Annotated in this window: 11 protein-coding genes; 5 read left to right on the forward strand and 6 right to left on the reverse strand. The window is 71.0% G+C overall.

Annotation, left to right across the window (positions count from 1 at the left end; translation table 11 throughout):
- Nucleotides 1–42 precede the first annotated feature (42 nt).
- Nucleotides 43–621 (forward strand): sigma-70 family RNA polymerase sigma factor, encoded by a 579-nt coding sequence (locus EL493_RS08485; protein WP_019045175.1) that lies wholly within the window; start codon nt 43–45, stop codon nt 619–621.
- A gap of 109 nt (nt 622–730) precedes the next feature.
- Nucleotides 731–1,726: an anti-sigma-D factor RsdA gene (locus tag EL493_RS08490; RefSeq protein ID WP_019045176.1), complete on the forward strand. Its 996-nt coding sequence runs from the start codon at nt 731–733 to the stop codon at nt 1,724–1,726.
- A 120-nt stretch (nt 1,727–1,846) separates the two neighbouring features.
- Here the strand turns inward: EL493_RS08490 and EL493_RS08495 are convergent, their stop codons facing one another.
- Nucleotides 1,847–2,260 (reverse strand): DUF5319 domain-containing protein, encoded by a 414-nt coding sequence (locus EL493_RS08495; RefSeq protein ID WP_022567296.1) that lies wholly within the window; start codon nt 2,258–2,260, stop codon nt 1,847–1,849.
- Nucleotides 2,261–2,477: 217 nt separating this feature from the next.
- On the opposite strand from EL493_RS08495, the gene guaB reads away from it, so the two are divergent.
- The gene (gene guaB / locus EL493_RS08500) at nt 2,478–4,022 is read left to right on the forward strand and encodes an IMP dehydrogenase (protein WP_022567295.1); all 1,545 of its coding nucleotides are present in this window, start codon (nt 2,478–2,480) and stop codon (nt 4,020–4,022) included.
- 110 nt (nt 4,023–4,132) lie between these two features.
- Nucleotides 4,133–5,287 (forward strand): GuaB3 family IMP dehydrogenase-related protein, encoded by a 1,155-nt coding sequence (locus tag EL493_RS08505; protein WP_022567294.1) that lies wholly within the window; start codon nt 4,133–4,135, stop codon nt 5,285–5,287.
- Here the strand turns inward: EL493_RS08505 and EL493_RS08510 are convergent.
- Entirely contained in the window at nt 5,284–6,084 is an 801-nt protein-coding gene (locus EL493_RS08510) for an alpha/beta fold hydrolase (RefSeq protein ID WP_036834829.1), read from the reverse strand. The genes EL493_RS08505 and EL493_RS08510 overlap by 4 nt on opposite strands.
- Before the next feature lie 104 nt (nt 6,085–6,188).
- On the opposite strand from EL493_RS08510, the gene guaA reads away from it, so the two are divergent.
- The gene (guaA, locus tag EL493_RS08515) at nt 6,189–7,766 is read left to right on the forward strand and encodes a glutamine-hydrolyzing GMP synthase (RefSeq protein WP_019045182.1); all 1,578 of its coding nucleotides are present in this window, start codon (nt 6,189–6,191) and stop codon (nt 7,764–7,766) included.
- Nucleotides 7,767–7,842: 76 nt separating this feature from the next.
- Here the strand turns inward: guaA and EL493_RS08520 are convergent, their stop codons facing one another.
- The 4 genes from EL493_RS08520 to EL493_RS08530 form a co-directional block, all read right to left on the reverse strand.
- The gene (locus tag EL493_RS08520; protein ID WP_019045183.1) at nt 7,843–8,049 is read right to left on the reverse strand and encodes a hypothetical protein; all 207 of its coding nucleotides are present in this window, start codon (nt 8,047–8,049) and stop codon (nt 7,843–7,845) included.
- The gene (locus EL493_RS08525; RefSeq protein ID WP_198040788.1) at nt 8,042–9,850 is read right to left on the reverse strand and encodes a PspC domain-containing protein; all 1,809 of its coding nucleotides are present in this window, start codon (nt 9,848–9,850) and stop codon (nt 8,042–8,044) included. Before EL493_RS08525 ends, EL493_RS08520 begins: the two co-directional genes overlap by 8 nt.
- 72 nt (nt 9,851–9,922) lie before the next feature.
- Complete coding sequence (locus tag EL493_RS32235; RefSeq protein ID WP_019045185.1) at nt 9,923–10,273, reverse strand: hypothetical protein; 351 nt, start codon at nt 10,271–10,273, stop codon at nt 9,923–9,925.
- Entirely contained in the window at nt 10,221–13,757 is a 3,537-nt protein-coding gene (locus EL493_RS08530; RefSeq protein ID WP_022567292.1) for an AAA family ATPase, read from the reverse strand. The genes EL493_RS32235 and EL493_RS08530 overlap by 53 nt, the downstream gene beginning before the upstream one ends.
- Nucleotides 13,758–13,799: the final 42 nt, after the last annotated feature.

The raw sequence follows: 13,799 nt of genomic DNA on the forward strand, positions 1-13,799 counted from the left end.
CATACGACCGCGCCACTCGTAACGCCAGGAAAATCTCTGACGATGACGCATATGGGCGAAGAGTTGGACCTCGCCGTCGCTGCGGCTGCGCAGGGCGACAGGACTGCTTTAGCTCAGGTACTGGAACTGATCCGTCCGTTGGTAGTCCGCTACTGCCGGGCCCGGATCGGTGCCGCGGAGCGCGGGCAGCTCTCCGCGGACGACGTTGCGCAAGAGGTCTGTTTGGCTGTGATGACCGCCCTGCCCCGCTATCAGGATCAGGGTCGGCCCTTCATGGCCTTCGTGTACGGAATCGCTTCGCACAAGGTCGCCGACGCCCATCGCAACGCCGCCCGTAACAAGGCGGAGGCGATGGCCGAAGTACCAGATGTCATATCCACCGACCAGGGACCGGAGCAGCGAGCTCTCGACTCGGAGACGAGCAGGCAGATGAACACTCTGCTGGCGACGCTCCCCGAGAAACATCGGGAAATCCTGATCCTGCGCTTGGTCATGGGTCTGTCAGCAGAAGAAACCGCGACCGCTGTGGGCAGCACGGCGGGGGCGATTCGAGTGGCCCAGCACAGGGCACTCGCAAAACTGAAGTCACAAGTGGCGAGGGCAGGTGAAATGTATGGCTAGGGATGGCGAGCGCGGTCGGGGCGACCGGAAGGTTTGGCGTGGGTCGCACGACAGCGGTCCCTCAGCCGCCGAGGATGCCGGTGACTCCGGCCCGGTCGACATTGCGGCGGTGCGCAGCGACGATGCGCTGATCGACGCGATCGCGAGCGACGGCCCGGTTCGTACCGACAGCCCCGAGGAGTTCCAGCTGGCGTCGCTGCTCGCGGATTGGCGAGCAGACCTGCTGGCCGAGCCGATGCCGGCCGGGCCTGATCTGGACACCGTGTTCGCGGCGGTCAATCAGGAGATCGGCGCGCGGCAGGTTCGAGTCGGAGCATCTTCGCGCGGACGTCTGCGGCTGGTACGCCCCATTCTCGGAGCGGCTGCGGCACTGGCCGTGGTCTTCGGCGGTATCACGGCGTTCTCCTACAGCGCCGCTCCCGGCGATCCGCTCTGGCGGGTCAAGGAAGTCGTGTTCAGTGAGCAGGCCCAGTCGACCGTCGTGCAACGTGCCGACGACGATCTGGTCGCCGCGCAGAACCTGATCGCGTCGGGCAACCCGGAGCAGGCGCGTGCCCGGCTGGAACAGGCTTCGGCCACCGCCAGCCAGGTCAACGACCAGGGCAAGCGCGACGATCTGGTCGCGCGCTGGAACCTGCTGCGAGATCAGCTGGTGAAGGTGGCCCCGGAGATCGCCGCGCAGCTGCCGACCCCGACGCCGTCCGTGCCCGCCGAGACCAAGCCGAACTCGCCGTCGCCCGCTTCGCCGTCGGCCACCAACCCGGGCAGCACCTCGCCGGTGTCCCCGGCCGGTCCCGGCACCGGAGCCACCGACCCGTCCGAGCCGCCGGTGATCATGCAGACGCCGGGTCCGGAGACCAAGCCGCTGGTGCCGCCGACCACCGATCCGGCCGAGCCGCCGGTCACCCCGGTGCCGACGACTCCGCCGCCGGTGACGGTCGACCCGACCACGCCGCAGACCACCATCGCCGAACCACCGCCGGTCACCGTGCCGACGGTGGTCCCGACGTCGCAGCAGACCGCACCGCCGACACTGCCGCCGACGCTGCAGACCCCGCCCGCCATGACGATCCTGCCCGCGCCGCCCGCGGTCCCGTCGTCCTGAGCTGCACGGAAAAGGCCCCGAACCACTGAGGTTCGGGGCCTTTCTCGTTGTCTGCGGGCCGGGGTGTGCCCTCTCCCACGCATGCGTGACCAAGGTGGGAGAGCGCGTGGGCCTCGCGGCTCAGTTGTCGAAGCCGTCGAATCCGTCGCCGTGGAACGCCTCGTTCATCGACGCGTCCGCGTAGCCGCGGCAGTAGTCCCAGGTGACGTACGCCTCCGGCGTCGGGTCGTAGGCGGGCTCGTGCGGACGGACGGTGCCGTCGACGAGTAGCTGGAGCAGATTCGCCCGCAGCATGTCCCAGTCGTGGTAGTGATCTTGCCGACAGTCCTCGCAGCTGACGACGAGCCCGCGGATGCCGCGATGGGCCAGCAGGGCTTCGTACACCGCGAGGTCGGCGAGATCTTCCTCGACCGCGAGGCGCTCATGAGGATCCAGCGGCTCACCGGGCTCGATGGCATCGAGCGCGGCAGACGGGTCGGAGGGGTCTCCGGCGAAGGGATCCGGCGGCAGGCCAGGTGGTAGATGGTCACGCACATCCCCACGGTACGCAGTCCTGGTGGGTCTGCGCCAGCGATGGACCGGGCAAGTTTGCCACAGGGCTCACTTCACAGCCGCGATCGCCCGCCGGATACCATGGAATGCAGGCGTCGGCGAGCTTGTTCTCATCGACCATCCATCATTTCCGCTCAGCACCGTCGCATCGCAGCTTTCGGCGTACGTTGCTACCGACGACCAGGAGGGGTCGATCCGAATGAGTAATCCCGTGTCGGGCGAACGAATCGCGGTGCGCCCTCCTACGGGTGGCGACGATCCGAACAAGATCGCCATGCTGGGCCTCACGTTCGACGACGTGCTGTTGCTGCCTGCCGCCTCGGATCTCATCCCCAGTTCCGTCGAGACCTCGAGCAGGCTCACCCGGGAGATCACCCTGCGCACGCCGCTGGTGAGCTCGGCCATGGACACCGTCACCGAGGCCCGCATGGCGATCGCCATGGCGCGCGCGGGCGGCATGGGCGTGCTGCACCGCAATCTGTCGGCCGCCGATCAGGCCGCCCAGGTGGAGACCGTGAAGCGGTCCGAGGCGGGCATGGTGACCGACCCGGTCACCTGTCGTCCCACCGACACCCTCGCCGAGGTGGACGCCATGTGCGCCCGCTTCCGCATCTCCGGCCTGCCCGTGGTGGACGAGACCGGTGCGCTGGTCGGCATCATCACCAACCGCGACATGCGCTTCGAGGTCGACCAGGACCGCCGCGTCGACGAGGTGATGACCCGGGCGCCGCTGATCACCGCGCAGGAGGGCGTCACCGCCGAGGCCGCGCTGGGTCTGCTGCGCCGCCACAAGATCGAGAAGCTGCCGATCGTCGACGGCAACGGCAGGCTGCGCGGCCTGATCACGGTCAAGGACTTCGTCAAGACCGATCAGTACCCCAACGCCACCAAGGACCGCGACGGCCGCCTGCTGGTCGGCGCCGCGATCGGTGTCGGCCAGGATTCCTGGTCGCGCGCGATGACGCTGGCCGACGCCCAGGTCGACGTGCTGATCGTCGACACCGCGCACGGCCACCAGTCGCAGGTGCTGCAGATGGTGTCCAAGGTCAAGGCCGAGGTGGGCGACCGCATCCAGATCGTCGGCGGCAACGTCGCCACCCGGGCGGGCGCGGCCGCGCTCGTCGAGGCGGGCGTCGACGCTGTCAAGGTGGGTGTCGGGCCCGGCTCGATCTGCACCACCCGCGTGGTCGCCGGTGTCGGCGCGCCGCAGATCACCGCGATCCTCGAGGCCGTGGCCGCGTGCAAGCCGGCCGGTGTGCCGGTGATCGCCGACGGTGGCGTGCAGTACTCCGGTGACGTCGCCAAAGCCATCGCCGCCGGCGCCTCGACCGTGATGCTCGGCTCGCTGCTCGCCGGCACCGCCGAGTCGCCCGGCGATCTGGTGCTGGTCAACGGCAAGCAGTTCAAGGCCTACCGCGGCATGGGCTCGCTCGGTGCCATGCAGGGTCGCGGCCAGGCCAAGTCCTACTCCAAGGACCGCTACTTCCAGGACGACGTGCTCGCCGAGGACAAGCTGGTCCCCGAGGGCATCGAGGGCCGGGTGCCGTTCCGCGGCCCGGTCAACCAGGTGATCCACCAGCTCGTCGGCGGCCTGCGCGCGGCCATGGGCTACACCGGTTCGCAGAACATCGAGCATCTGCAGGGCGCTCAGTTCGTGCAGATCACCGCGGCGGGCCTCAAGGAGAGCCACCCGCACGACATCACCATGACCGTCGAGGCCCCGAACTACACCGGGCGCGGCTGAGTACAATAGATGCGTTTGTGCGCCGGGAGGTACGCTCCCGGCGCACAGCCATGCGGTCGTTACGGCCGCGACAACGCGCGCACACGCGCGCCCGGACACAGGGAGCAACTGTGCGTGACATGGTGGAAATCGGGATGGGCCGGGTCGCCCGGCGGACCTATGAGCTCGACGACGTCGACATCGTCCCCTCGCGGCGGACGCGCTCGTCGAAGCAGGTCTCGCTGGCCTGGCAGCTCGATGCCTACCGGTTCGAGGTCCCGGTGCTCTCGCACCCCACCGACGCGCTGGTCTCGCCCGAGTTCGCGATCGAGCTGGGTCGCCTCGGCGGCCTCGGGGTGATCAACGGCGAGGGCCTGTGGGCGCGGCACGCCGATGTGCAGGACAAGATCGACCAGCTGATCGACCTCGTCGACAAGGGGGGTTACGAGCGCGCGATCTCCCTGCTGCAGGAGTTACACGCCGCGCCGATGCAGCCCGACCTGCTGGCCGCGGCCGTCGCGCAGGTGCGCGCGGCGGGCGTGACCACCGCGGTCCGGGTCAGCCCGCAGAACGCGCGGGCGCTCACCCCGGCGCTGGTGCAGGCCGGTGTCGACCTGCTGGTCGTGCAGGGCACCATCATCTCGGCCGAGCACGTCGGTGACGGTGAGCCGCTGAACCTCAAGACCTTCATCGCCGAGCTGGACGTGCCGGTCGTGGCCGGTGGCGTGAGCGACCACCGCACCGCGCTGCACCTGATGCGCACCGGCGCCGCGGGCGTCATCGTGGGCTACGGCTCCTACCCGGGCGCCACCACCACCGGCGAGGTGCTCGGCATCGGCGTGCCGATGGCCACCGCCATCGCCGACGCGGCCGCGGCCCGTCGCGACTACCTCGACGAGACCGGCGGCCGCTACGTGCATGTCATCGCCGACGGTGACGTGGCCACCTCCGGCCAGCTCGCCAAGGCCATCGCCTGCGGCGCCGACGCCGTGATGCTCGGTGTGCCGCTGTCGGTTTCGGCCGAGGCGCCCGGTCGCGGCTGGTACTGGCCCTCGGCCACCGCGCACCCCTCGGTGCCGCGCGGCTCGTTCCTGCCGGTCGACGAGTCCTGGCTGGACGGCGCCGACGGCACCGTCACCCGCCCGAGCCTCGAGCGCGTGCTCTACGGCCCGTCCGACGACCCGTTCGGCTCGCTGAACCTGGTCGGCGGCCTGCGCCGCTCGATGGCCAAGGCCGGCTACTCCGACCTCAAGGAATTCCAGAAGGTCGGGCTCAGCGTCCGCTAACGCACGTGCGCGAGGGAGACCCGCTCGCGCAGGAACCGCGCGATCGCCGCGTTGACCGGTTCCGGGTGGGTCATCGTGACGGCCAGACGGGCGCCATCGATCTCCAGGTAGCTGGAGGCGGTGAGCCCGTCGGCCAGCGTGCGGGCGCGATCGCCGGCGATGCCGCTGTGGGTGGCGTGGATGATCAGCGCGGGACAGGTGATCTCGCGCAACCGGTCCAGCACCGAGTCGCGGCCGAGCAGGCAGCCGACGGCCGCGTCGAGGCCGTGGTGGGCGTCGTCGACCCAGCGCCGGGTCCAGACGTCACGGTGTGAGTCGTCGTCGCCGATCAGCCAGTCCGCCAGCCGGTCCGCGGCTTCCGCGCGGGAGCCACGGTCGTGCCATTCGTCGAGGAAGCGCTGGGTCGCGGTGGACTGCTCGCGGGTGGGTCCGTGCGCCTCGGTGCTGATCAGGATGAGCGCGGCGACCCGCTCCGGCGCCACCAGCGCGGTGCGCAACGCGGTGAAGCCGCCCTGCGCGGTGCCGCCGACGACGGCGCGTTCGGCGCCGATGGTGTCCAGCACCGTCAGCGCGTCGCGGGCCGCGGTCCAGAAGGTGAACGGCAGCCGCTGATCCTTGGTGCGGCCGTGCCCGCGCGCGTCCCACGCGACGATCCGGAATTCGGGTGCCAGCGCCGCCTGCTGCGCGGCGAACATGGTGCGGTCCATGAAGAATTCGTGGGCCAGCAACACCACCGGCCCCGTGCCACCGCTGTCCTCGTAGTAGATGTCGGCATCGATCGCGCGGGCGAATGGCACGTGCACGAGGATAGCCAGGTCGGCCCGGTATTGCGCAATGTTCTCCCAACGCGTGTGCGAGCACCGATGCCCGGTGCTTGCTCGTCGTGCGCCCTCACTAAACTGTGGCGGTGGCAGAAACTCAGAGACCCGTCCTCGTCGTCGACTTCGGCGCCCAATACGCCCAGCTGATCGCCCGTCGGGTGCGCGAGTCGCGGGTGTTCTCCGAGGTGATTCCACACACCATGACGGTGGAGGAGATCGCCGAGAAGCAGCCACTGGCCGTGATCCTGTCCGGCGGCCCGTCCAGCGTGTACGCCGAGGGCGCGCCGCAGCTGGACGCGCGGCTGTTCGACCTGAACGTGCCGGTCTTCGGTATCTGCTACGGCTTCCAGGCGATGGCGCAGGCGCTGGGCGGCACGGTCGCCCACACCGGCACCCGCGAGTACGGCCGCACCGAGCTCAACATCGACGGCGGTGTGCTGCACGGCGGCCTGCCGACCATCCAGCCGGTGTGGATGAGCCACGGCGACGCCGTGACCGACGCGCCCGAGGGCTTCGAGGTCACCGGCACCACCGCGGGCGCCCCCGTCGCCGCGTTCGAGGATCGGGCGCGCAAGCTGGCCGGCGTCCAGTACCACCCCGAGGTGCTGCACTCCCCGCACGGCCAGCAGGTGCTGAGCCGCTTCCTGCACGAGCTGGCAGGCATTCCGCCGCAGTGGACCCCGGCCAATATCGCCGGGGCGCTGATCGAGAGCGTGCGCGAGCAGATCGGTGACGGCCACGCGATCTGCGGTCTGTCCGGCGGTGTCGACTCCGCCGTCGCCGCCGCGCTGGTGCAGCGCGCGATCGGGGACCGGCTCACCTGTGTGTTCGTCGACCACGGTCTGCTGCGGGCGGGCGAGCGCGAGCAGGTCCAGCAGGACTTCGTCGCCGCGACCGGCGCCAAGCTGGTGACCGTCGACGCGGTGGACAAGTTCCTCGGCGAGCTGAAGGGCGTGTCCGACCCGGAGGAGAAGCGCAAGATCATCGGCCGCGAGTTCATCCGTTCCTTCGAGGACGCGGTCGCGGGCATCGTCGCCGAGCAGGGTGGCGACGGCACGGCGCCGAAGGTCGAGTTCCTGGTGCAGGGCACCCTGTACCCCGATGTCGTCGAGTCCGGTGGCGGCACCGGCACCGCGAACATCAAGAGCCACCACAATGTCGGCGGCCTGCCCGACGACCTCGAGTTCGATCTGGTCGAGCCGCTGCGGCTGCTGTTCAAGGACGAGGTCCGCGCGGTCGGCCGCGAGCTCGGCCTGCCCGAGGAGATCGTCGCCCGGCAGCCGTTCCCCGGCCCCGGCCTGGCGATCCGCATCGTCGGCGAGGTGACCGGCGACCGGCTCGCGCTGCTGCGCCAGGCCGACGCCATCGCCCGCGAGGAACTCACCGCCGCCGACCTGGACAAGCAGATCTGGCAGTGCCCGGTGGTGCTGCTGGCCGACGTGCGTTCGGTCGGTGTGCAGGGCGACGGCCGCACCTACGGTCACCCGATCGTGCTGCGCCCGGTGTCCAGCGAGGACGCGATGACCGCGGACTGGACCCGCCTGCCCTACGACGTGCTGGAGCGCATCTCCACCCGGATCACCAACGAGGTGAAAGACGTCAACCGCGTGGTGCTCGATGTGACGAGCAAGCCGCCGGGCACCATCGAATGGGAGTGAGGTAGCGCGACACCGCTCCTTCCACGACAATGGCCCGTCACGGTGACGGGCCATTGTCGTATCTCGATGGGTGGGTTCAGCGCTTGCGGCCGGGGGCGAAGGTGAGCAGCAGGCCCACGACGATCGCCGCGATCACCACACCCCAGCCGATCGGCAGGATGCCGTTGTCGGGTGTCGGTGCGCCGAGCAGGGCCCACACGCTCAGTGCCAGGGCGATCAGGCCCGTGCAGAGCAGGGAAAAAGCCGGTCGGCGCCGGGTCTCGGTTTCGGTCTGATCAGCCACGGGTCACCTTCACATCGCCGAGGTGCATCTTGATCTTCAGGTCGAGGATCGGGGCACCGGGGGTATTCGGGCCGGTCACGCCTTCGACGCAGGTGTCGTCGGCGACCCGGACGTCACAGGTCGTGCGCACGGTCATGTCCTCGGGCACGAACACCCGCGCGTCACCGATGTTCACGGCCAGTTCTACGCTGCGCGATTCGGTCAGGTCCAGGCCGCGCAGATCCAGCGTTCCCGAACCGATGTCGAGCGCGTACCGCGGCTGGAGATCCTGCACGGTCGCCGGTGCCCACACCCGCTCGCCGACGGCACCGTTGTGCTCGAAGTCGATCGGGCCGATCAGCGAGGCCAGCAGCACGAAGCCGGCCAGCGGCGCGGTGAGCACGAGCAGCCCGTACCCCCGGCGCAGGAACGCGCCGGCGATGAGCCCCAGGCCCACCACGGCCAGCGCGAAGGCGGCGATCCGTGCCGGGGTCATCCACTCCGCCCCGGACGCGGCGACCGCGCCCGCCGCGGCGGCGGCGAGGATCGCGAGCCCGATGGTGATGGGCGTGAGCCGGGAGCGCGGCCGCTTCGGCGGCGGGGGCGCGGCGACGGCGTAGCGGGGCGCGGCCTCGGGGAGTTCCCAGGCCAGCGGGGCGATGCTGAGCGGGTCGACGCCGGGCGGGATCTGGGCGCTGATCCGGGGGTAGCCCGGGGTGGGCGCGCCGGGGAAGTCCCTGGGCAGGACGGTGGTGGCGTGCGGCGGGTCGGTGTCGCGCTTGTCGAGGGCGACGGCCGGCTCGCCGTCGTCCCGGGCGTCGGTGATCACGGCGGGTTTCGCGATCGACACCGGGGCGGGCTCTGTCGAGGTGGAGTCGACGCCGGCCGGGGCGGCCTCGCTCGAGGTGGCGTCGGTTTCGGCCGGGGCCGCCTGGTCGGTCGGGGAGGCATCGGCGTCAGCCGGCGTGGGCTGGTCGGTCGACGTGCTGTCGACATTCGACGTCGGCTCGGCTGTTGCGGAGGAAGGGGATTCGAGCGTGGTGCGGGAATCGTGTTCCGCCGGGACCGTTTCCACGGCCTCGATCTCCGCCGTCACCTCGGCGGCCGCGACCGCACCGGTGGAATCCTTGTGCAGGACCACCGTTTCGGTCGCGTCGACGCGCAGCAGGGGAGTGGATTCCGCTCCGGCCACGCGGGTTTCCTCGCGCGGGAGCACCGTCGTCGCCGGATCGGGGACGTAGGCGTCGGGCAGTTTGGTGTAGGGCGTGTACATCCCGGTCGGGGGCACATCGGGGGTGTACGGGTAGCCGCGGACCGGGACGCCGGTCGGATATCCGGCGGCCGGGTAGCCGGTGGCGCCGAGCGGCGCCGCGCGGTAGGTGTCGAACCCGGCGGGCAGCTCCGGATGCCGGATGTAGAGCATCCACCAGCCCGCGAGCATCAGACCCATGCTGATCACCCCGGACCCGCCGAGCCCGAGCCCGATCGGCCCCATCGCCGAGACCGCGATGGCCAGCGCCACGATCAGCACGATCGTCTTGGTCTGCGAGTGCGTGCCGCGCGCGTGCTCGGTCAGCGCCTCGGCCGCCGACACCTCGTTCCCCGCGGAACTCAGGATCAGCCAGGCCAGCAGATACAGCACGATGCCCGCGCCACCGAAGATCGTCGACACCACGAACGCCACCCGCAACAGCACCGGGTCGACCCCGTACCGCAATCCGAACCCGGCCGCGACACCGGCGATCGGCCCCTGCCGCGGCAGCCGGACGGGCCGCGTATGCCACATCTGCTGGATCTGGTCACCGAAGCTCGTTCTGCTCATGTCCTCCATGGTGTGCCCGACCAGCTGTTTCGCACATCGGGGTGAACCCTGAGGTTTGCCCGGGTTCCCCGGTCAGGCGCAGGGTGGGCGATACGGGACGTGCGGCAGCTGACCGCGCCAGACGGCGTGGGTGAGCGCCCCGCCGGTGCTAGCGCAGATGCGCGCGGCGACCGCCTCGACGTCGAGATCCCACACCCCGACCTGCCCGTAGTCGGTGACCAGGACGAGATGCCGGCCGCGCGGGTGCAGGGCCACCTGCCGCCCGCCGCCGTCGGCGGGACCGATCGCGCCGCCGAGACGGCGCGGGGTGCGCGGGGAACCGATGTCCCACAAACCGGTGGTGCCGTCGGCGCCGGACAGCGCCAGGGTGTCACGGTCCGTGGTGGCCGATACGGACTGCAGCGGCCCGATCTCGGTGCGCACCGCGTCGACCAGCGGGGAGACGGTGTCGGAAGTCGAGGTGTCCCACAGGCCGAAGTGATCGAACCGGGGACCGACGAGGGTCTTGTTGTCGGACAGAAACCTCATCGGCTGGTAGACGGCGGTGACATCGATGTCGGTTTCGGTGACCAACCGGGGGTGCTGTGGGTCGTCCAACGCCCAGATCTGGCGAACGTAGAGCGGCATCCAGTCGCGTTGGTCGAGCATCGTCACGTGGGCTCGGGTGCCGTCGGGACTGAGGTCGCCGGCGATGAAGGTGCCGATGCGCGCGGGTATCGGCGGTCCCAGCGGGCGCGGCGCGGTCGGCGACGTCCCACAGCTGGGCCGATTTCTCGCCGATGTCCAGCATCCGGCCGCCTTCGACCGGCGAACCCTGGCCGCCGGTGGTCGGCCAGCTGGTCAGCGGGCGTGGCGAGCGCGGGTCGGTGAGGTCGAAGACCCGGCGCTGGGCCGTGCTCGCGTCGTGGACGGACAGGGTGCGGCCGTCGGGACTCAGCTCGGGCGCTCGCCACTTCGGGCTGCCGGGGATATCGGCGACCCGGCGCGGGCGGCGGGCATCGGTGGTATCCCAGACGACCAGGTGGCCGCTCACCGTCAGCATGGTCATGCGGTCGCCGGCCCGGTCGAAGACCGGCACCGACGCGACACCGGAGACCGCGTCGGCCGTCGACGGCGGCAACGACCAGCTGCGGACGTGCCCGTCGTCACCGGCGCCGAACAGGATCGGCGCGCCCGGCAGGAACACCATCGATATCGGGCCGCCACGGCAGATCGCGCGCGTGGCCTGCGGGCACGCGGTCGGGGAGACCGACAGCGAGGGCCCGGTCCGCACCGGCTGCGTGGGGTCGGCGACATTCCACAGCTGGCCCGACTCGTCGGAGCCGACGGCGAGCAGGTTCCCGTCCTCCCGGAAGGCGAGCGAGCTCGTCACCTCGTTGTCGATCCGGATCGGCGCCCCGTAGGCGCGCAGGCGCAGCGGGTCGGTGACCTGCCACAGCGTGACCCGGCTGGTGGCCGCGTTGGCGTTCTCTCGCACACCGTAGGTGGCCACCGCCATCCGGGTGCCGTCCGGGCTGAAGGCGAAGTCCTGGATGCGCTCGCTGCCGATGGAGGTGATCGGCGTCCCGATCTCGCGTGCGGCGGACGGCACCCGGATGTCCCACAGCTGGACGGTGTCGACTTGGCCCGGGGCGAAGGTCGTCGTGCTCAGCGCGAGAGTCGGGCTCGCCGGCGCGAATTCGATGCGGTGGTGATCGCCGGGCAGTGGCGTGGTGAACGCGCGCGTCGGCCGGGTCCGATCGCTGATGTCCCAGAGCGTGAAGCGCCCGGCGTCGGCCTCGGCCAGCAGCTTGCCGGTCGGGTCGACCGCGATGGAGCGTCCACGAAGGGTGTCGAAGGTGTGCAGCACGCGCGGGGATCGCGGGTCGGCGAGGTCCCAGAGCTGGATTCCGCCCGCGCCCTCCGTGACCGCGTCGGAGCCGCCGGGAACGAAGATCAGCTGGTCGGCCCGGAATCCGGGATCCACGTCGAGGCGTCGCGGCCGGGTGGGATCGTCGATGTTCCAGAAGGCGGCCTCGCCCGCGTAGTCGGACGCGGCGAGCAGGTTGTCCGAATGGCGAGCGGCGAGGCTGCGGATGCCGCGCGTGTGCGCCGGCACGGTGACGGCGAGCGGCAGGTCCTGGCTGTTCAGCAGCTGGGTGCGGGTCGCGTCGTCGGGACGCATCCGGTACGCGGCGAGGAGCATCTGCGCCGACAGGGTCGGGTCGGTCGCGCGGGTGCGCTGCGCGGCGGCCACCAGCTCGGTGTAGTCGCGATCCGCGGTCCGCTGATCGGCCAGTCTGCCGCGATCGAACGCCACCACACCGGTCGCCAGCAGGGCCAGGACGATCGCGGCGGCGCCGATTCGCCATCTCCTGCCCCGGCGCGCCGATCGGCCGGAGGCGGCGAGGAAGGCGCGGGCGCGGGGGCTGGCGGTGTCGCGGGTGTGGGCGGTGGCGCTGTCGAGGCGGGTGCCGCGGTAGAGGAGGGCGGAGTCGCGGGCGGTCGTCTCCCATTCGGCGGCGTCGGATTCCAGGCGCTGGCGGACCAGGTGGCCGACGCGGTCGGTGTCGATCCAGCCGCGCAGGCGGGGCCAGGCGGTGAGGACGATTTCGTGGGAGAACTGGACCGAGTCCGCGTCCAGGGCGATGAGCCGGGCGGCGGCGAGGACCTCCAGCGCCTCGGCCGCGGCGTCGGGGTCACCGCCGCGGGTGAGCAGGTCGGCGCGGGGGACGGTGCGGCGGGTGTCGCGGGCGTCCTCGCCGACGGTGACCAGCGCGCCGAGCATTTCCTGGGCGGCGTGCTGCTGGGCGGGGGTGAGTTCGGTCCAGGCCAGTTCGGCGGTCTCGGCGACCGAGCCCGCCACCCCGCCCGCCTTGCGATACCCGGCGACGGTGAGTTTGCGGCCTTCCCGCTGCTGCCAGGTCGCGGCCATCACGTGCGAGAGCAGTGGCAGCGCGCCGGGGTCGTAGCCGTCGGCGCCGGTGTGGCCGCCGAGGCCGTGCAGTTCGGTGCGGACCAGTTCTTCCAGGCCCTGTTCGAGGGTGAGCCCGGCGGCGGCCGCGGGGCCGGTGACGGCGCGCGACACCTCGTCCATCGTCATCGGGCCGAGCAGATAGCCGTTGTGCTGCAAGCTCTCCCGCAGGACCGGGTGGTGCAGGCAGGGTTCGTAGAAGTCGGCCCGCAGGGCCAGGACGACGGTGATGGGGTCTGCGGGGCGGGTGGTCAGGGCGGCAAGGGCGGTGAGGAAGCCGGCGCGTTCGGTCTCGTCGCGGCAGAGGGTGAACAGTTCCTCGAACTGGTCGACCACCAGGACCCGCAGGTCGGCGGTGTCGACGGCGGCGAGGGCGGCCGACGGTGTCGCGCCGGGTGTCATGGTGGCCGAGGGCAGGTCCAGCGCCGGTCGCAGGCCCGCGGCCAGCAGCGACGACTTCCCCGCGCCCGACGCGCCGATCAGCACCACGATGCCGGTGCTGCCGCGAACCAGGTCGACGAAGTCGGCGGTGGCCCGCTCCCGGCCGAAGAACAGCGCGCGCTCGTCGGCGCGGAAGGCGCGCAGGCCGGGGAACGGGCAGGTGTCGCCCTCGCCCGCGGTGGCGGTCCAGGTCACCGACTCCTGCCAGAGGCGGCGCCATTCGTGGGGGTCGGCCAGGGCGCGCGGCAGTTCGCGCTGGGCCTTCCTGGCCAGGTCGACGAGGGTCAGAATCACCGGCAGGAGCGATTCGAAACGGGCTGGCACGTTGCGTCCGGCTTTCCAGTCGCTGATCCGCTGTGCCGACGGGGTGCCCGCCTGGGTGTTGCGCATGCGCCGCTCGGTGGCCGAGGCCACCCGGCGCAGGGTCGGATTTCCCGCCGCGGCATAGAGTTCGGCGAACCGCTGCGCGAAAAGTGCGCGTGGCGAAGAACTCTCCGGATCACTGTTGGTCAAGGAACCCCCCGTTCGACGAAAACGACCGTGGGGAATGACATT

It is taken from the genome of Nocardia asteroides (assembly GCF_900637185.1).
GTDB classification, from domain to species: Bacteria; Actinomycetota; Actinomycetes; order Mycobacteriales; family Mycobacteriaceae; genus Nocardia; species Nocardia asteroides.

Bases quoted from the DNA above. Each gene is read 5' to 3' on its own strand.
- guaB (WP_022567295.1), top strand. From the start codon at position 2,478: ATGAGTAATCCCGTGTCGGGCGAACGAATCGCGGTGCGCCCTCCTACG.
- EL493_RS08485 (WP_019045175.1), top strand. From the start codon at position 43: ATGACGCATATGGGCGAAGAGTTGGACCTCGCCGTCGCTGCGGCTGCG.
- EL493_RS08525 (WP_198040788.1), bottom strand. From the start codon at position 9,850: ATGAGCAGAACGAGCTTCGGTGACCAGATCCAGCAGATGTGGCATACG.